16 protein-coding genes, 1 tRNA gene and 1 pseudogene are annotated in these 19125 nt (G+C 57.4%); 13 read left to right on the forward strand and 5 right to left on the reverse strand.

All coding sequences use genetic code 11. The features are described 5' to 3' along the window. Positions 1-30 precede the first annotated feature (30 nt). Complete coding sequence (locus tag U9O48_RS04450; RefSeq protein WP_282492763.1) at positions 31-747, forward strand: class I SAM-dependent methyltransferase; 717 nt, start codon at positions 31-33, stop codon at positions 745-747. Here the strand turns inward: U9O48_RS04450 and rnhA are convergent. Continuing rightward, positions 748-1327: pseudogene (gene rnhA / locus U9O48_RS04455) on the reverse strand (ribonuclease HI). Here rnhA and dnaQ point away from each other — a divergent pair. The 9 genes from dnaQ (at position 1281) to U9O48_RS04500 (ending at position 10375) form a co-directional block, all read left to right on the forward strand. Next, the gene (dnaQ, locus tag U9O48_RS04460) at positions 1281-2009 is read left to right on the forward strand and encodes a DNA polymerase III subunit epsilon (protein WP_282492762.1); all 729 of its coding nucleotides are present in this window, start codon (positions 1281-1283) and stop codon (positions 2007-2009) included. The pseudogene rnhA and the gene dnaQ sit on opposite strands and share 47 nt — an antisense overlap. Positions 2010-2139: 130 nt before the next feature. Next, positions 2140-2216 (forward strand) — tRNA-Asp (locus tag U9O48_RS04465). Positions 2217-2597: 381 nt separating this feature from the next. Continuing rightward, entirely contained in the window at positions 2598-3317 is a 720-nt protein-coding gene (locus U9O48_RS04470) for a FadR/GntR family transcriptional regulator (protein ID WP_282492761.1), read from the forward strand. Then, positions 3314-4327, forward strand: a complete 1014-nt coding sequence (locus U9O48_RS04475; protein WP_285154679.1) for an ABC transporter ATP-binding protein — start codon at positions 3314-3316, stop codon at positions 4325-4327. Before U9O48_RS04470 ends, U9O48_RS04475 begins: the two co-directional genes overlap by 4 nt. Continuing rightward, positions 4324-5406, forward strand: a complete 1083-nt coding sequence (locus U9O48_RS04480; protein ID WP_324723624.1) for an oligopeptide/dipeptide ABC transporter ATP-binding protein — start codon at positions 4324-4326, stop codon at positions 5404-5406. The genes U9O48_RS04475 and U9O48_RS04480 overlap by 4 nt, the downstream gene beginning before the upstream one ends. 2 nt (positions 5407-5408) lie before the next feature. After that, on the forward strand, positions 5409-6923 hold the full coding sequence (locus tag U9O48_RS04485) for an ABC transporter substrate-binding protein (protein WP_324723626.1): 1515 nt from the start codon (positions 5409-5411) through the stop codon (positions 6921-6923). Between the two features lie 21 nt (positions 6924-6944). Further along, positions 6945-7886: an ABC transporter permease gene (locus U9O48_RS04490; protein ID WP_095280881.1), complete on the forward strand. Its 942-nt coding sequence runs from the start codon at positions 6945-6947 to the stop codon at positions 7884-7886. Positions 7887-7888: 2 nt separating this feature from the next. Continuing rightward, the gene (locus U9O48_RS04495; RefSeq protein ID WP_100777517.1) at positions 7889-8764 is read left to right on the forward strand and encodes an ABC transporter permease; all 876 of its coding nucleotides are present in this window, start codon (positions 7889-7891) and stop codon (positions 8762-8764) included. A 9-nt stretch (positions 8765-8773) separates the two neighbouring features. After that, positions 8774-10375: a gamma-glutamyltransferase family protein gene (locus tag U9O48_RS04500; RefSeq protein WP_324724377.1), complete on the forward strand. Its 1602-nt coding sequence runs from the start codon at positions 8774-8776 to the stop codon at positions 10373-10375. Between the two features lie 54 nt (positions 10376-10429). On the opposite strand, the gene U9O48_RS04505 is transcribed toward U9O48_RS04500, so the two are convergent. Next, positions 10430-11200: an amidohydrolase gene (locus U9O48_RS04505; protein ID WP_282492756.1), complete on the reverse strand. Its 771-nt coding sequence runs from the start codon at positions 11198-11200 to the stop codon at positions 10430-10432. Positions 11201-11307: 107 nt separating this feature from the next. Further along, entirely contained in the window at positions 11308-13752 is a 2445-nt protein-coding gene (fadE, locus tag U9O48_RS04510) for an acyl-CoA dehydrogenase FadE (RefSeq protein ID WP_285145332.1), read from the reverse strand. A gap of 237 nt (positions 13753-13989) precedes the next feature. Here fadE and lpcA point away from each other — a divergent pair, with 237 nt between their 5' ends. Then, positions 13990-14568 carry a D-sedoheptulose 7-phosphate isomerase gene (lpcA, locus tag U9O48_RS04515; RefSeq protein ID WP_282492754.1) on the forward strand — a complete coding sequence of 193 codons (579 nt, stop codon included), beginning with the start codon at positions 13990-13992 and terminating at the stop codon, positions 14566-14568. A gap of 45 nt (positions 14569-14613) precedes the next feature. Beyond that, the gene (locus tag U9O48_RS04520) at positions 14614-15381 is read left to right on the forward strand and encodes a class II glutamine amidotransferase (protein ID WP_285154680.1); all 768 of its coding nucleotides are present in this window, start codon (positions 14614-14616) and stop codon (positions 15379-15381) included. Here the strand turns inward: U9O48_RS04520 and dpaA are convergent. Then, complete coding sequence (dpaA, locus tag U9O48_RS04525) at positions 15352-16092, reverse strand: peptidoglycan meso-diaminopimelic acid protein amidase (RefSeq protein ID WP_282492752.1); 741 nt, start codon at positions 16090-16092, stop codon at positions 15352-15354. The two genes, U9O48_RS04520 and dpaA, sit on opposite strands and share 30 nt — an antisense overlap. A 275-nt stretch (positions 16093-16367) precedes the next feature. On the opposite strand from dpaA, the gene dinB reads away from it, so the two are divergent. Beyond that, positions 16368-17426 carry a DNA polymerase IV gene (gene dinB / locus U9O48_RS04530; protein WP_324723633.1) on the forward strand — a complete coding sequence of 353 codons (1059 nt, stop codon included), beginning with the start codon at positions 16368-16370 and terminating at the stop codon, positions 17424-17426. A gap of 106 nt (positions 17427-17532) precedes the next feature. Here dinB and pepD read toward each other — a convergent pair whose 3' ends face one another. Then, positions 17533-18990 (reverse strand): cytosol nonspecific dipeptidase, encoded by a 1458-nt coding sequence (gene pepD, locus U9O48_RS04535; RefSeq protein WP_285145326.1) that lies wholly within the window; start codon positions 18988-18990, stop codon positions 17533-17535. Positions 18991-19125 lie beyond the last annotated feature (135 nt).

Here is a 19125-nt window from a genome sequence, read left to right on the forward strand (position 1 = left end):
ATTACCTCTCATAACGTAACGGGTGTGTTGATGAAGCCGGCAAGGATACCTCAGATTGTCTCAGCACCAGAACACTGGTCCCAGTTGCGATGGGGTGAATACTATCGCGAGGCGCTCGAGCGCCAGCTCAATCCCTGGTTTGCCAAAATGTATGGTTTTCATCTGCTTAAGATTGGCAACCTCAGCGCGGAAATCAACTCGGAAAGCTGCGCCATCTCTCATCAGGTGAATGTGTCGCTTAACGGCCATCCTCTTCAGGTTAAAGCCGATCCGCTCCATTTACCATTCGCTGAGAAATCTGTCGATGCCTGTCTGATGGCCCACACCTTGCCCTGGTGCACCGATCCGCACCGTTTGCTGCGCGAAGCGGATCGCGTGTTGATCGATGACGGCTGGCTGGTGCTCAGCGGTTTCAACCCGATAAGCCTGATGGGGCTGCGCAAGCTGGTGCCGGTTTTACGTCGCACGCCACCTTATAATAGCCGCATGTTTACCTTCACCCGTCAACTCGACTGGCTGTCATTGCTCAATTTTGAAGTGATGTATTACAGCGGCTTCCAGGTTTTACCCTGGGCGGGGAAAGGCGGGAAAATGCTGACAACCCATCTGCCAGCACTCGGATGCATGCAGCTCATCGTGGCGCGTAAGCGAACGGTTCCTCTTACGCTGAACCCGATGAAGCAGAGCAAATCAAAAGCACACATTCGTCAGACCGTCGGCGCGACGCGACAGTACCGCAAACCCTGATCAGGATTCCGGCTGATAACCCACGTCGTCGTGGATCGGACTCATCGCCGCTTCGCGTGCCAGAACGTCACAACGTTCGTTTTCCGGATGTCCCGCGTGGCCTTTCACCCACTCCCACTTAATAGTGTGATGGCTCAGCGCCGCGTCCAGACGTTTCCAGAGATCGACATTCTTGACCGGTTTCTTATCGGCCGTTTTCCAGCCACGCTTTTTCCAGTTGTGGATCCACTGGGTGATGCCCTGACGCACATACTGGCTGTCGGTGCTGATCACGATATCGCAATCTTCTTTTAATGCTTCCAGCGCAACGATGGCAGCCATCAGCTCCATGCGGTTGTTAGTGGTCAGACGAAAGCCTTCATTAAAGGTCTTCTCATGCTCACGGTAACGCAAAATGGCGCCGTAGCCGCCCGGCCCTGGATTCCCGAGGCAAGATCCATCGGTGAAAATTTCTACCTGCTTAGTCATCTCTGGTAGACTTCCTGTATTTGAAAATGATCAGTAAAACGACGAGTCTGACATAAATGACCGATATGAGCACTGCAATTACACGACAGATCGTCCTCGATACCGAAACCACCGGTATGAACCAGATTGGCGCGCACTACGAAGGACACAAGATCATTGAGATCGGTGCCGTTGAAGTGATCAACCGCCGTCTCACCGGCAATAACTTCCACGTTTACCTGAAGCCCGATCGGCTGGTGGACCCGGAAGCGTTCGGCGTTCACGGAATTGCCGATGAGTTTTTGCTGGATAAACCGACCTTCGCCGAGGTTGCTGATGAATTCATGGACTACATTCGCGGGGCAGAGCTCGTCATCCATAACGCGTCGTTCGATATCGGCTTTATGGACTATGAGTTCAGCAAGCTCAACCGCGATATCCCGAAAACCAACACCTTCTGTAAAGTCACCGATAGCCTGGCGCTGGCGAGGAAAATGTTCCCCGGCAAGCGTAACAGCCTCGATGCCTTATGCTCGCGGTACGAAATAGATAACACCAAGCGTACGCTGCACGGCGCACTGCTCGATGCCCAGATTCTGGCGGATGTGTATCTGACCATGACGGGCGGTCAGACGTCGATGGCCTTTAGCAACGAAAACGATACCCGCCAGGCGGGTGATACGAGTATTCAGCGCGTGGTGCGTCAGGCGAGCCGCCTGCGGGTCATTTTAGCCAGCGATGAAGAGGTTGCCGCGCACGAATCGCGTCTGGATATCGTGCAGAAGAAAGGCGGCAGCTGCCTCTGGCGCGCGTAATGCGCCCTGTTATGCTGCTAAAATCACCGTGTGGGCGAATTTTGCAGCAACTGATTCAAAAGTTGAGAAAAAGCGTTGACGGGATCGGAACCAAACCGTAATATTCGCCTCGTTCCCAAGGGAACAATGCGGAGCGGTAGTTCAGTCGGTTAGAATACCTGCCTGTCACGCAGGGGGTCGCGGGTTCGAGTCCCGTCCGTTCCGCCACATTAGAAAGCCTGAATCAGCAATGATTCAGGCTTTCGTCATTTCAGCCTCCTGCAATTCTTATCACGCCCTCATCCTTAGTTAACAAAAAGTTAATATTAGTAGTGCAATTAATTAACAATTGTTCAGTTTTGGTGCGTTTGTTGCACTTATATTGTGCAAATTTAGTCTCTCCCTCCTTTTAAAGCATTTCTGCTTGTAACAATCTTGTAAAAAGAATCTCTCAAGAATCATTAGCTTACTTATCGTTTTCCAGAAAGTTCCTGAACCAATGATTTATTGGTTCAGGAATTGCTTAACTCTATGTGCAATAAGACGTTATCTATATCAATAACTTATTGTTAATAAAAATAAAGCAATGATGAGAGCAGGCGAACCAATATGGAAAAACCGTCACGGTTTCTGGCTAATTCCAGCACCGCGCTTGAGCAGCTGCGCGGTCTAATTAATCAGCACGAGTCAACACCAGGCATTCCGCTGCCCACGGAACGTGAGCTGTCGGAAACACTCGGCGTAGGGCGACGTGAAGTCCGCCGTGCGCTGGACGTGCTGGAAGAAGAGGGACGCATCTGGCGTAAGCAGGGGAAAGGCACTTTTATTGGCCCCGCTGCACCGGTTGAACCTCTGGCGCTTCAGGGGCTGGTGCAACAGACCAACCTGCTGGAAGTGATGGAAGCCCGCCTGCAGCTCGAACCCGGCTTAGCCCGTCTTGCGGCACTGCGTGCCACCAGGGAAAACCTCGCGCTGATGCAGCGCATGCTGGAACGCATCGATAAGGTCAGCCCGGATGACCGCGATCTTAATGAACTGTGGGACAGCGCCTTTCACCGCGCCATTGCCGAAGCCGCGGGCAACCGACTGATGCTGGGCTTGTTCGACGCCATTGATGCCGTCCGGCGCGAACCCGGCTGGCAGCATCTGCGTGAGCTGGCGCGAACGCCGGAGCGCGTCGACAGCTACAACGACCACCACCACAAAATCATGACGGCGATTATCCATCGTCAGCCCAATGAAGCAGCCGCCGCCATGCGCGAACACCTGCTCACCCTGCAAACTGCCCTGATTCAGGCCATCAACCTTGAGGATGATTCCCTGTTATGACGACGATCCCTTTTAAGGAGGCAGCGCCGGTCCTTCGCCTGCACAATCTGAATGTGAAATTCGCCGGGTCGCCGGTGAGCGTGCTCGACGGCATCTCCCTGACCGTCAAATCCGGTGAAACGCTGGCGCTGGTGGGCGAATCCGGCTGCGGAAAAAGTATCACCTCGCTGGCGCTGATGGGGCTGCTGCCCTCCAGCGCGCAAATCGTCAGCGGGGAAATGCAGTTTCGCCGTCACGACCTGCGCAAGCTCTCTCCGCGGGAATACGCCGATCTGCGCGGCAGCGAGCTGGCGATGATTTTTCAGGAGCCGATGACGTCTCTTAATCCGGCGTTCACCCTGGGCGATCAGCTTAGCGAAGCGGTGATTCGCCACCAGAAAATGTCGAAAGCCGAGGCCATGAAGGTGGCGCTGCAGATCCTGGAAAAAGTGCAGATCCCGGCCCCGGAGATGCGTCTCAAATCTTACCCGCATCAGCTCTCCGGCGGGATGCGCCAGCGCGTGATGATTGCGATGGCGCTCATCAACCACCCGCGTCTGCTGATTGCCGACGAACCGACCACGGCGCTGGACGTCACCATTCAGGCGCAAATCCTGACGTTGCTGAATACCTTAAAAGCCGAAACCGGCACCGCCGTGCTGATGATCACCCACGATCTGGGCGTGGTGGCGGAAGTCGCCCAGCAGGTGGCGGTGATGTACGCCGGACAGGTGGTGGAGCAGGGTAGCGTCGAGAGTATTTTTGCCGATCCGCAGCATCCTTACACCATCGGCCTGATGGGATCTATCCCGTCCCTCGGCGCGCGTAAAGGCCAGCTGTCGACGATCCCCGGCAGCGTCCCGTTGCCAGAATCCATGCCGCAGGGTTGCCGTTTCGCCACCCGCTGTCCGTTCGCCCAGACGCGCTGCCACGATGAAAAGCCGCAGCTTCACACCATGAGTGCGGGCCACCAGGTGGCCTGTTTCCGCGTACCGCTTGAGCAACACATTGCGCTGGGAGAAATCGCATGACCACCCCGATCCTTGAAGCTCGCGACCTGAGCAAACTCTTCCCCGGCCCGAAAAAGCTCTTTGCTCCCGCCCGTTTTGTTACGGCGGTCGACCGGGTGTCACTTGCCGTCATGCCCGGAGAAACCCTGGCGATCGTCGGCGAGTCTGGTTCCGGGAAATCCACCCTCGGGCGGTTGCTGCTCCGCCTGCTGGCGGCCAGCGAAGGGCGCGTATTTTATCAGGGCGAGGAGATCACCCACGCGTCCGGTTCGCGCCTGAACCAGCTCCGTCGTGAGCTGCAGATTATCTTCCAGGACCCCTTTGCCTCGCTCAACCCGCGCATGACCGTGGAGCAGATCGTCGGTGAACCCCTTTGGCTGCACCAGAATATGAAAAAAGCCGACCGCCAGTATCGCGTGGCGGAACTGCTGAAAACTGTCGGTCTGCCAGCCGCCTGGGCCGGGCGCTATCCGCACGAATTTTCCGGCGGGCAGCGTCAGCGTATTGGCATCGCGCGCGCCTTAGCGTCCGGGCCAAAGCTTTTGCTGGGCGATGAACCGGTTTCGGCGCTGGACGTTTCCGTTCAGGCGCAGGTGGTGAACCTGCTGGAAAGCCTGAAGCATCAGTTGGGGCTGACGATGGTCATCGTCGCTCACGGCCTGGCGGTGATCCGCCACATGAGCGACCGCGTGGCGGTGATGTATCTCGGCCAGATTGTCGAGCTGGCGACCGTAGATGAAATCTTTGACGCACCGCTGCACCCGTACACCCAGGCGCTGATTGCCTCTGCGCCGCAAATGCAGCCGGGCATGCAGCGTGAAACTCCGCTGTTGCAGGGCGACTTACCGAATCCGGCGAATCCGCCCTCCGGATGCCGGTTCCACACCCGCTGCCCGTACGTCACAGATGAATGCCGCCAGGTCGAGCCCATTGCTCAGGTTCTGGACGGCGGACGTCAGGTCTCATGCCATCGCTGGCAGGAGATCAACCGCGATCGCAGTGTTATCCAGATAGCACCGCCATCCGCCGCCTTTTTGCGCCGCCGCGCGCTGTTTGAACATGCGGCATCACTCTCGTCTCTTCCAGCAAGGAACTCATGATAATGACAATGCGTAATTCTCTTTTGACCGTACTGGGAAGTGTTATGTTGTTGGGCGCGGCCTTACCCGCGCACTCGGAAAGCGTTCTGCGAATCGGCCTCGGCGCGGATCCGGACATGCTCGATCCCCATCTGGCGCGTACCTATTACGGGCGTTTCGTCTTTGCCTCCCTGTGCGACAGGCTGGTGGACGTGGATGAAAATCTGAAAGTCGTGCCGGGCCTGGCAAAAGACTGGTCCTGGAGCGACGACAACAAAACCCTGACCATGAATTTGCGTGAAGGGGTGACTTTCCACGACGGCGAAAAATTCGATGCCGAAGCGGCAAAATACAACCTCGAACGCGCTCTGACGCTGAAAGGCTCGCTGCGTAAAAGTGAAATCTCCTCCGTCGAGTCGGTGGAAGTGAAAAGCCCGACGCAAATCGACATCCACCTGAAAACCCCGGATGCGGCGCTGCTGATGCAGCTCACCGACCGCGCGGGCGCGATGATGGCCCCGGAAGCGGCTAAAAAGCCGGATTTCGCCGCCCATCCGGTCTGCTCCGGTCCGTACAAATTTGACAGCCGCGTCTCTCAGGACCGCATCGTTCTGAGTCGTTTCGACAACTACTGGAACAAAGACGCCTACCATTTCGACAAAATCATCTATCTGCCGATCCCGGACGCCTCCGTGCGCCTGGCTAACCTGCGCGCGGGCGATCTGGATCTGACAGAAGGCATCGCTGCCAGCGACGTGAAAACCGTTGAAGCGGACAGCAAGCTGGCGCTGGCGAAAGTCACCGGCCTTGGCTATCAGGGCATCACCTTCAACATCAATAACGGCAAAGTCCCGGCAAACGATCCGTTCAAAGACGCACGCGTGCGCGAAGCCTTCTCCCTTGCGATCGACCGCGAGGCGTTGAACCAGGTGGTGTTCGAAGGTCTGTACACCCCGGCAAACCAGGCGTTCTCTCCGGTCAGCCCGTATCACGTTAACGTCCCGGTTCCGGCGCGCGATGTAGAAAAAGCCAAAGCGTTATTGAAAGAAGCGGGCATCAACGGGCCGCTGAACGTCAATCTGCTGGTGCCGAACAACCCAACCTCACAGCAGGTTGGCCAGGTGCTGCAGGCGATGACGGCGGAAGCGGGCATTAACCTCAATCTGCAGATGACTGAATTCGCCACGCTGCTCGACCGTCAGCAGAGCGGCGACTATCAGCTGAGCTTCTCCGGCTGGTCCGGACGTCCGGATCCGGATGGCAGCATCTTTGGTTTCATCAACAGCAAAGGCAACCTCAACGACGGTCGCTACAGCAATGCGCAGGTCGACGAATGGCTGACCCAGGCGCGTCTGAGCACCGATCCCGCCGCCCGCCAGCCGCTGTACGACAAGGTCGTGAAGCAGCTGCAAACCGATATGCCGATTGCTTATCTCTACTTTGAGCCGCGCATTTTTGGTCTGAACAAGAGCGTGCAGGGCTTCAAACCGTATCCGGACGGCATCGTGCGTCTGGCGGGCTTGTCGCTTGCTAAGTAACTGAGGGCGTGAGGAGAAACCATGCTGGAACTGATTTGCAAACGCCTGCTGCTGGCGATCCCGACCTTACTGCTGGTGAGCATGATGGTCTTCGGGCTGCAAAAATTGCTGCCCGGCGACCCGCTGATTGCGATGGCGGGTGAAGAGCGCGATCCGGCGGTGATTGCTCAGCTGCGCGCGGAACTGAATCTCGATGCGCCCCTGCCGGTGCAATATTTTGACTGGCTGACGCGCGCGCTGCAGGGCGATCTCGGTGTCTCTTTACGCACTCACGAGCCCGTCACGTCGCTGATTGCCAGCAAACTGCCGGTGACGATGGAGCTGTCGCTGCTGGCGATGATCATCGCGCTGGTGTTTGGCATCAGCATGGGGATCCTCGCAGCGGTGAACAAAAACAGCTGGGTGGATCACAGCGCTAACTTTGTGGCGATCTCCGGGATCTCGATACCGCACTTCTGGCTGGGGATCCTGCTGATTCTGGTCTTCTCGGTGAACTTACAGTGGCTGCCCGCCTCGGGCTACGTGCCGTTCAGCGAAGATCCGCTGCAAAACCTGCGCACGCTGCTGCTGCCTGCATCGGTGCTTGGCACCGGGCTGGCGGCCACGCTGATGCGCCACACGCGCGCCTCGATGATCGCGGTGCTGAAAGCCGATTACATCCGCACCGCGCGGGCAAAAGGGCTGCTGCCGAAAGCGGTGATCCTCAAGCATGCGTTTCGCAACGCGCTGGTGCCGGTGATCACACTCACGACGTTGCTGTTTGGCGAACTGCTGGGCGGCGCGGTGCTGACCGAACAGGTCTTCACCATTCCGGGCTTTGGCAAAATGATCGTCGATTCCGTGTTTAACCGTGACTACGCGGTGGTGCAGGGCGTGGTGCTGATCGTCGCGATTGGCTTCCTGATGCTGAATCTGCTGGCGGACGTGCTCTACGTTCTCATCAACCCGAAAATGCGAGGCTAATCATGGCAGAACTGACGACCCAAACCGTGGTACCCGCGCTGCCGCGCGCGCAAAACCGGGTGCTGAAGAAATTTCTCGCCAACAAAAGCGCGGTCATCGGCGCGGTGATTGTCGGCATCTTTGTATTGATAGCCCTGATCGCCCCCTGGCTGGCACCCTTTGATCCGGTGAAAGCCAACTTCCTGGCGGTGCGAAAGCCGCCGTCAGAGCTCTACTGGTTTGGCACCGACGAGCTGGGGCGCGACATTCTCTCGCGAATCGTCTGGGGAGCACGAACCTCCCTGATGGCCGGGTGTATGTCGGTGGTGATCGCCGTGGTGATTGGCGTCCCGCTCGGGCTGGTGGCCGGTTACTTTCAGGGGATTTGGGACGGGGTGATCTCGCGCTTTATCGAAGCGCTGCTGGCCTGCCCGTTCCTGATCATGGCGATCGCGCTGGGGGCGTTTTTAGGCCCAAGTCTCACCAACGCGATGATCGCCATCGGGCTGTCGGCGATGCCGATCTTCGCACGTCTGACGCGCGGCCAGGTGATTGCCATTCGCAACGAAGAGTACATCGACGGGGCGAAGGCGATTGGCCTGCCGGACCGCTGGATCATCGTGAAGTACGTTCTGCCTAACGTGATGTCACCGATTCTGGTACAAGCCACGCTGGCGATTGCCTCCGCCATTATCGCCGAGGCCAGCCTGTCGTTTCTCGGTCTTGGCCAGCAGCCGCCGAACCCTTCCTGGGGCTCGATGCTCAATACGGCAAAAGGTTTTCTGGAACAGGCGCCATGGATGTCTGTTTTCCCCGGTATCGCCATTTTCCTCGCGGTACAGGGCTTTAATTTACTCGGTGACGGGCTGCGCGATGCGCTCGATCCGCGCCACGACTAAGGAGTCATGATGACCAAAGCGCTTGATTTTACGACCGGTTACGATTCACGACGCCCGCCAATGATGGGGCATAACGCGGTGGCCACCTCGCAGCCGCTGGCGGCGCAGGCCGGGATGAGGATGTTACAGCTGGGCGGCAATGCCGTTGACGCCGCGATCGCCACGGCGATGGCACTCACGGTAGTGGAGCCGACGGGCTGCGGCATCGGCAGCGACGCCTTTGCGATTATCTGGGACGGAGAAAAGCTGCACGGTCTGAACGCGTCAGGCCGTTCGCCTGCCAGCTGGCATGCGGATCTGTATGCGGGTCAAACCGCCGTGCCCGAGCTGGGCTGGGACGCGGTCACCGTACCGGGCGCCGTCTCCGGCTGGGTGGCGCTGGCCGAGCGTTTTGGCTCGCTACCCCTGACGACCCTCGCGCAGCCAGCCATTGAATACGCGCGCAACGGTTTCCCGGTATCGCCGCTGATCGGTCATCTGTGGCAGCGCGGGTTTACCAAACTGAAAGATCAGCCGGGCTTCAGCGCCTGCTTTGCGCCAGAAGGGCGCGCGCCGCGCATCGGGGAGATCTTCCGTAACCCGGCGCAGGCCAACTCCCTGGAGCTGATTGCCAAAACCAACGGCGAAGCCTTCTATCGCGGCGAGCTGGCGCAGAAAATTGCCGCCTTTGCTAAAGAGCATGGCGCGCATCTGACGGCAGAAGATCTGGCGAACCATCGCGTAGACTGGGTGGAATTGCTATCGCGTGATTTCGCCGGCGGTTCGGTGCAGGAGCTGCCACCAAACGGGCAGGGGATCGCCACGCTGATCGCGCTCGGCATTCTCGAGCAGTGCGGGATCGAAAAACATCATCCGGATTCTGTGCAGTCCCTGCATCTGTCGATCGAAGCGATGAAACTGGCGCTGGCGGATCTCGACCGCTACGTCGCCGACGAAGAGCATATGGAGTTTGCGGCGAAAGAGCTGCTGAGCGATCGCTATCTGAAGTCGCGCGCGGCGCTGATCGACCAGGATAAGGCGTCTGATTTCACCTACGGCGCGCCAACGCAGAGCGGGACGGTGTATCTCTCTGCTGCCGATTCCAGCGGAATGATGATCTCCTTTATTCAGTCCAACTTTATGGGCTTTGGTTCAGGCGTGGTGGTCCCGGATACGGGGATCAGCCTGCAAAACCGCGGCTGCGGCTTCGTGCTGGATCCAAAACACCCGAATGCGCTGGCGGGCAGTAAGCGTCCGTTCCACACGATCATTCCAGGCTTTGCGATGGACGGGCAGGGCAAACCGCTGATGTCGTTTGGCGTGATGGGCGGGCCGATGCAGGCGCAGGGGCACATGCAAATGGCGCTGCGCATTATGCTGCATGGGCAAAACCCGCAGGCGGCGATCGACGCCCCGCGCTGGCGCGTGGTGCAGGGCCGGGAAGTGATCGTCGAATCGACGTTTGATCGCAACACCATTGCAGCGCTGCGCGAACGCGGGCATCAGATAGTGGTGGAAGATCCGTTGCAGGATTACAACTTCGGCGGTGCGCAGGTGATCTATCGTATGCCGGAAGGGCATTACGTTGCCGCGACCGAAAGCCGCAAAGACGGGCAGGCGTTAGTGAGTTAATCAGCCGTGCATGAACCGTAGGCCGGGTAAGGCGTAGCCGCCACCCGGCTTTTTTCATCCAATGCTAAACGGATCCGCATCCTGCCACGCCGGAAACTTCTCGCGGTACTCTTTCAACGCCGTCAACGACAGCTCCGCGTCAATTCGCGTCGCCTGATGTGGCTCGGCGGTCGCAATAATTTCCCCCTGCGGATTTACCACCCGGCTGTCGCCGCGATAGTGATGCCCGTTGCCATCCGTTCCCACGCGGTTACACCCCACCACGTACGCCTGATTCTCGATGGCGCGCGCCACCAGCAGCGCCTGCCAGTGCAGCGAGCGCGGGGCAGGCCAGTTGGCGACGTACAGCGCCAGATCGTAATCGTTGCGGTTGCGGGACCAGACCGGGAAGCGCAGGTCGTAGCAGACCAGCGGCAGAATGCGCCAGCCGCGCCACTCAAACACCACGCGCTCGTTCCCGGCTTCGTAGTGATGATGCTCATCGGCCATGCGGAACAGGTGGCGTTTGTCGTAGAAGTGCAGCGTGCCGTCCGGCTCGACCAGCAGGAAACGGTTCACCGGGCCGCGTTCGGTCTGCAGCGCGGCGCTTCCGGCGACGAGCGCGTTGGTTTGCTGCGCCTTGCTGTGCATCCAGGCGACCACTTCCTCCTGCGGCAGGGACTGCTTTGCCGCCTCCATGGCGAATCCGGTAGTGAACATTTCCGGCAGGACAATCACGTCGCGTCCGGCGATCTCTTCGAGCTGGCGATCAAAATGGCGCAGGTTGGCGGGACCGTCCATCCACACCAGGGGTTGCTGTAAAAGGGTAATCTTCAGACCAGGCACAATCAGGACTCCTCGAAAGACGGCTTTTTGACACTGTAGCACGGGAAAAAGAGAAAATGTGGCAATAAAAAACCCCGCACGCGGCGGGGTTTGTGGAAGCGTTTCGTTTACGCCGCTTCAGGTTTGCGGACTTTCTCCGGCAGCTTTACCGGCTTAGTCGCCAGCTCGTCGTGCTCGAAATCATCCACGTTGATGCTGCGCAGACGGCTCTCTTCTGCTTTCACCAGCACGGCGGCTTCATTCTGGTCGATGATGCCACCTGCCAGCGCCTGTTTCGCCAGTTCATCCAGGCGGGTAAACGGCAGGTTTTTGCCCAGCTGTTTACAGATTTTCTGGTGAATCGGATCGGCGGCCATCACGTCCAGCAGCGCCTCTTCCAGCAGACCGACCGGGTTATGCGGCGTCGGTTTCAGGTACTGACCACGACCGATACGGGAGCGGGTCGCGCTTGGCACCTGCAGGATCTTCGCCACTTTGTGATCCAGGATATCGGACGGTGCCAGGTGGTGACGACCGGTCGGGAAGATGACCGCACGCAGAGCGCCTGCCACAAAGCGGTTCGGGAAGTTCGCCAGCAGATCGTCAATCGCCTGCTCTGCCTGGTACAGGGCATCCTGCACGCCCCAGTGGACCAGCGGCAGATCCGCTTCGTGACGGCCTTCATCGTCGTAACGCTTAAGTACCGCAGAGGCGAGGAACACCTGGCTCAGGACATCGCCCAGACGCGCAGAGATACGCTCGCGACGCTTCAGGCTGCCGCCCAGGACGGCCATCGACACATCTGACAACAGCGCCAGGTTCGCACTCAGGCGGTTCAGATGCTGGTAGTAACGTTTGGTCGCATCGCCCGTTGGCGTCGAGCTGGTGAGACCGCGCGTCAGGCCCAGCCAGAAGCTGCGCATTTTGTTGCTGCCTACGTGGCCGATGTGTTTGAACAGCAGTTTATCGAACGCATCGACGTCGTTGTTTTGCGCCGCCGCCATCTCTTCCAGCACGTATGGATGGCAGCGAATCGCGCCCTGACCGAAGATCATCATGCTACGGGTCAGAATGTTTGCGCCTTCCACGGTAATGGCAATCGGTGCGCCCTGATAGCCGCGCGCCAGGAAGTTGCCTTCGCCGAGCATAATGCCTTTACCGCCGGCAATATCCATCGCATCAATAATTGACTGCTGTGCGCGGTGGGTACAGTGATACTTCACGATAGCCGACAGCACGGCCGGTTTTTCACCGAGCATGATGCCGTAAGTGATCAGCGAGGCCGCCGCGTCCATCACGTAGGCGTTGCCTGCGATACGCGCCAGTGGCTCTTCGATCCCTTCCATCTTACCGATGGAGATTTTGAACTGACGGCGGATATGGGCGTAAGCGCCAATCCCCATCGCGACGGATTTCAGGCCGCCGGTAGAGTTCGACGGCAGGGTAATGCCACGACCGACCGACAGACATTCCACCAGCATACGCCAGCCCTGACCGGCCATTTTCGGGCCGCCGATGATGTAATCAATCGGCACAAAGATATCCTGGCCGCGGGTCGGGCCGTTCTGGAACGGTACGTTCAGCGGGAAGTGACGACGACCAATTTCAACGCCAGGGGTAGAAGTTGGGATCAGCGCACAGGTGATGCCCAGATCTTCCTCGTCGCCCAGCAGTCTGTCCGGGTCAGAGAGTTTGAACGCCAGGCCCAGGACGGTGGCGATAGGTGCCAGCGTAATGTAGCGCTTGTTCCAGGTGAGGCGCATGCCCAGCACCTGCTGGCCCTGCCACTCGCCCATACAGACGACGCCGGTATCCGGGATCGCACCGGCATCAGAACCTGCTTCCGGGCTTGTCAGCGCGAAGCACGGGATTTCCTGACCACGCGCCAGGCGCGGCAGATAGTGATCTTTTTGCTCTTCGGTGCCGTAGTGTTGCAGCAGTTCGCCCGGGCCTAACGAGTTAGGTACGCCGACGGTGATCGCCAGAATTCCTGACACGCCAGCCAGTTTTTGCAGCACGCGAGCCTGAGCGTAAGCGGAGAACTCCAGGCCGCCGTACTCTTTCTTGATGATCATCGCGAAGAAGCGATGCTCTTTCAGGTACGCCCACAGTTCCGGAGGCAGATCGGCCATTTCATGGGTGATTTCGAAGTCGTTGGCCATGCGGCACGCTTCTTCTACCGGCCCATCAATAAAGGCTTGCTCTTCGGCGGTGAGGCGCGGCTGCGGGTAGTTATGCAGCTTTTTCCAGTCCGGGTTTCCCTGGAACAGATCGCCTTCCCACCAGGTGGTGCCCGCGTCGATCGCTTCTTTTTCCGTGCGTGACATCGGCGGCATCACTTTACGGAAACCGCGGAACACCGGGGCAGAAATCATTGACTTACGCATCGCCGGGACGTTAAACGGCAGCAGGATGATGGCCAGCGGCAGGACAAGCCAGATATTCCACAGACCCGCGAGGCCAAGCGCGGCAGTCCACGCCAGCAGAATCAGGCTACTCAGAACTAAACTTACGCGGTGATAGAACAACACACCGAGCAGTACAACGGTTGCGATAATGCTCAAAATCATCATAAAGAAAAGCTCCCTTGCTTGTAGGAGGTCTGACCACTTGTGATGATATGGTTGTAGTGGATGTTATTTCTTTTAGCAATGCATTCACAAAATAATTACAACCTGGTTCACATTGTTCGGGTTTTCGCAGGCACGAATCATCAAAACGCCGGAGGATTTGCATGGCTTTAGCTTCTCGGTTTTACTGCTATCCGGTACACTCCGTTTGTTATTCATCAATACTGAAGGATTATCCTCATGTACCAGGATCTTATTCGTAACGAACTGAACGAAGCTGCGGAAACGCTGGCTAACTTTCTGAAAGATGAAGCCAATATTCACGCGATTCAGCGTGCGGCGGTTCTGCTGGCAGACAGCTTCAAAGCTGGCGGCAAAGTGCTTTCCTGCGGTAACGGCGGCTCCCACTGCGACGCCATGCACTTCGCGGAAGAGCTGACCGGTCGCTACCGCGAAAACCGTCCGGGCTACCCGGCGATTGCGATTTCTGACGTGAGCCACATCTCCTGCGTGGGTAACGACTTCGGTTACGATCATATTTTCTCGCGCTACGTTGAAGCGGTAGGCCGTGAAGGCGATGTTCTGCTGGGCATCTCGACCTCCGGTAACTCTGGCAACGTGATCAAAGCGATTGAAGCCGCGCGTGAGAAGGGGATGAAAGTCATCACCCTGACCGGCAAAGATGGCGGCAAAATGGCGGGAACCTCGGATATCGAAATCCGTGTGCCGCATTTTGGTTATGCTGACCGTATTCAGGAAATTCACATCAAAGTGATCCATATCCTGATCCAGCTGATCGAAAAAGAGATGGTTAAGTAAGTCTTCGCTGGGGGCATTTTGCCCCCGCTGTTGTGGAGGTGAAGTATGTGCGAATTGCTCGGGATGAGCGCCAATGTGCCAACCGATATCTGCTTTAGTTTCACCGGGCTGGTGCAGCGCGGTGGAGGAACCGGGCCGCATAAAGACGGCTGGGGCATTACCTTCTACGAAGGCAAAGGCTGTCGCACGTTCAAAGATCCGCAACCCAGCTTCAACTCTCCTATTGCCCGCCTGGTGCAGGATTACCCGATAAAATCTCGTTCGGTGATCGCCCATATACGTCAGGCAAACCGCGGCGAAGTGGCGCTGGAAAATACCCATCCGTTTACCCGTGAGCTGTGGGGCCGCAACTGGACCTACGCCCATAACGGGCAGCTGACCGGGTATAAATCGCTTGAGACGGGGAATTTCCGTCCGGTGGGCGAAACCGACAGCGAGAAAGCCTTTTGCTGGTTACTGCACAAGCTGACGGAGCGTTATCCGCGCACGCCAGGCAACATGGAGGCGGTATTTAAATACATCGGCACGCTGGCCCGCGAGCTGCGTGAGAAGGGCGTGTTTAATATGCTGCTGTCGGACGGGCGCTACGTGATGGCGTTCTGCTCGACCAATCTGTTCTGGATCACGCGACGCGCGCCCTTTGGTGTGGCCAAGCTGCTGGATCAGGATGTGGAAATTGATTTTCAAACCGAAACCACACCTGACGATGTGGTCACGGTTATCGCCACTCAGCCCCTGACGGGGAATGAAACCTGGCAAAAGATTATGCCAGGCGAGTGGGCGTTATTTTGTCTCGGGAACCGCGTAGTTTGACGCCAGCTGCGGGTGGACGACTTCATGACTCAGCGGTTTGCTGACGATGTAGCGACCATCCGCGACCGAGACGGTCGGCGGTTTGTGCGTCTGCTGGAAGTAGTCGTAACCCGGTTTCAGCTGTTTCCAGAAATCCGCATAGGTTGAGTACTTATGACGCTCCATGTTGGCATCGGTCATGCGGAACGGATAGATGCTGACCTGAACACCCGACTGGCCGAAGACTAACGCGCCGGTCACAAACTGGAAAATCTCATCAATACCGCTGTCCGTCATGGCGTAGCAGCCAATGGACACGCAGGCACCGTGAATCATCAGGTATTTACCTTCGTAACCATGCGCCCGATCGTAAGCGTTCGGGAAGCCGATGTTGATGGCTTTATAGAAGCGGCTGTCGGGTTTGAGCTGATTGCGCTGAACGGTGTAGAAACCTTCAGGACTTTTAAAATCACCCTGACGTTGTTTCGGGCCGAGGCCACCGGAATAGTTACAGATTTTGTAGCTATCAAGCAGTTGATATGTCTCGCCCATTTTGACAAATAGATCGAGCGTGCGTTCTTCCTTGAAGATCTGAATATAAACCGGTGATCCCATTAATTGCTGTTTATATTCTTTGCTGACCGGTGTGGTTGAGCTGTTGCTGCCAAGCAGCCCTGCAAACGAGACACACGGGATCAGAAGCATCGCAATGAACAATGCGATTTTACGCATACTACAAGTTCCTTGATAAAGCCAAACCAACTTGCCAGGACGGCAAAAGAGACCCGAAATCAGAATACTCTGGATTAGGAGCGCTCACATTAGCATCGCTGCATTTTTTCGCAAGAGTGAACTAATGAGTTTACAAATTAGTTGGCATTTATAACTTATCCGGCGGCGTTTGAATCCAGGAACTTTGCGAAATTGTATGTGATGTGAACAGGGTGATACTTTTCAATTCTGATTCTTTAACTGTATACTTATCCAGTGAAAGGTGAGGGTTGAGTATGCGCAAAATAATCCATGTCGATATGGACTGCTTTTTTGCCGCAGTGGAGATGCGTGATAATCCGGCGCTGCGGGATGTCCCCATCGCTATTGGCGGCAGCCGCGTTAAGCGTGGCGTGATCAGCACCGCCAACTATCCGGCGCGCAAATTTGGCGTGCGCAGCGCCATGCCGACGGCGATGGCCCTCAAACTCTGCCCGCATCTGATTCTTTTGCCCGGTCGCTTCGATGCCTATAAAGAAGCCTCGGTCCACATTCGCGAAATCTTCTCCCGCTATACGTCGCTCATCGAACCGCTCTCTCTCGACGAAGCCTATCTCGATGTCACGGACAGCGTGCACTGCCACGGCTCGGCCACGCTGATGGCGCAGGAGATCCGCCAGACCATTTTCAACGAGCTGAACTTGACGGCCTCTGCGGGCATCGCCCCGGTCAAATTCCTCGCCAAAATCGCCTCAGATCTCAACAAGCCGGACGGGCAGTACGTCATCACCCCCGATGATGTTCCGGCGTTTTTGAAAACGCTGCCGCTGGGCAAAATCCCCGGCGTCGGTAAAGTCTCGGCCGCCAAACTGGAGACGCTCGGCCTGCGCACCTGCGAAGACGTGCAGAACAGCGATCTGGCGATGCTCCTCAAACGCTTTGGCAAGTTTGGCCGGGTGCTGTGGGAGCGCAGTCAGGGGATCGATGAGCGCAGTATTAATAGCGAGCGCCTGCGTAAATCCGTGGGAGTGGAGCGCACCCTGGCGGAAGATATTCATGAGTGGAACGACTGCGAAACCATTATTGTCGAGCAACTCTATCCCGAGCTGGAACGACGGCTGGCGAAGGTCAAACCCGACCTGCTAATTGCCCGTCAGGGGGTGAAACTCAAGTTTAACGACTTCCAGCAGACAACCCAGGAGCACGTCTGGCCGCGCCTGAATAAAGACGATCTGATTGCAACGGCCAAGAAAGCCTGGCAGGAGCGTCGAGGGGGAAGGGGAGTGAGGCTGGTGGGGTTGCACGTCACGCTGTTGGATCCGCAGCTGGAGCGGCAGCTGGTGCTGGGGCTATAAAAAAAGCCCGGTGGCGCTAACGCTTACCGGGCCTACGTTTAGCTCCCTCTCCCGTGGGAGAGGGTTGGGGTGAGGGCATCAGACCGCACCCATCCCCACTAGCAACTTACTTAGCCGGAATAGATTTCAGCAGTTCGGTCAGCAGCGTCCAGTAGTGGCCCACGCTTTCGATATGCACCTGCTCGTCCGGAGAGTGCGGACCAGTAATGGTCGGCCCAATGGAGACCATGTCCATATCCGGGTACGGTTTCTTGAACAGACCGCACTCCAGACCCGCGTGGATCACCTGAATGTTCGGCGTGCTGTTGAACAGACGCTGATAGGTTTCACGCACCAGCGCCATGACCGGAGAGGTCGCGTCTGGCTGCCAGCCCGGGTAGCTGCCCTTGGCGGAGGTTTTCGCGCCAGACAGTTTGCCCAGAGATTCCAGCATGCTCACCACATACTCTTTACCGCTGTCGATAAGCGAACGGATCAGGCAGATGATTTCTGCGCTGTCGTCAGTCATGGTCACAACGCCGACGTTCAGGGAGGTTTCCACCACGCCTTTCGCCACGTCAGAGTTGCGGATCACGCCGTTAGGCGTGGCGTTCAGCAGCTGGACAAAGCTGTCGCGAGACTGAGTGGTCAGCGCGGCTTTATCGCTGGTGACGGATTCCAGAACCACGGTCAGGTTTTTCTCTTTGATCGACAGTTCGTTTTTCAGGATATCCAGGTAAACGTTCGCCAGGTTTTTCAGCTCGTCGGCTTTATTCGCCGGAACCGCGATGGTGGCGAAGGCTTCACGTGGGATCGCGTTACGCAGCGTACCGCCGTTGAAGTCGACCAGACGCAGATCCAGCTCGGCCGCGTGACCGGCCAGGAAGCGCGCCAGCAGTTTGTTGGCGTTGCCCAGACCCAAATGGATATCACCACCGGAGTGGCCGCCTTTCAGCCCTTTCAGCGTCAGCTTAAAGGTCTGGAAACCAGCAGGAATGGCTTCACGAGTCAGCGGCAGGGTAGAGATGAAATCAATACCACCGGCGCAACCCATATAGATCTCACCCTCTTCTTCAGAGTCGGTGTTGATCAGGATATCAGCCTGCAGCCAGTTGGCCTGCAGACCAAACGCGCCGTCCATCCCGGCTTCTTCGGTCATGGTCAGCAGCACTTCCAGCGGGCCGTGCTCAACGCTATCGTCAGCCAGCACCGCCAGCGCGGAGGCCATACCGATACCGTTATCCGCACCCAGCGTCGTGCCGCGTGCTTTCACCCATTCGCCATCGATGTACGGCTGAATCGGATCTTTAGTGAAGTCGTGGTCGGTGTCGTTGTTTTTCTGCGGAACCATATCCAGGTGCGCCTGAAGCACAACCGGTTTGCGGTTTTCCATACCTGCGGTAGCCGCTTTACGAATCAGAATATTGCCTACCTGGTCACGCTCCGCGTGCAGGCCTTTTTCCTTCGCCCAGCCCATAATATGTTCGGCAAGCTGTTCTTCGTGATAGGAAGGGTGAGGAATGGAACAGATTTTGGCAAAAATATCCCACAGCGGCTGTGGAGATAATTGAGACAGTTCAGACACGATAAGTCTCCTTGTCGTGGCGCTGCAAACAAGCTTGCAGGTCACAGGGTTAGCAGGGTGATAGTCAGCACAAGTCGGGCTTGCGAGATGAGGTTGAGAATACCACTTTCTCCGTCCGCTGCTAGCATAAAGCAA

The sequence above is a fragment of the Lelliottia sp. JS-SCA-14 genome (genome assembly GCF_035593345.1).
Lineage (GTDB): Bacteria > Pseudomonadota > Gammaproteobacteria > Enterobacterales > Enterobacteriaceae > Enterobacter > Enterobacter wanjuensis.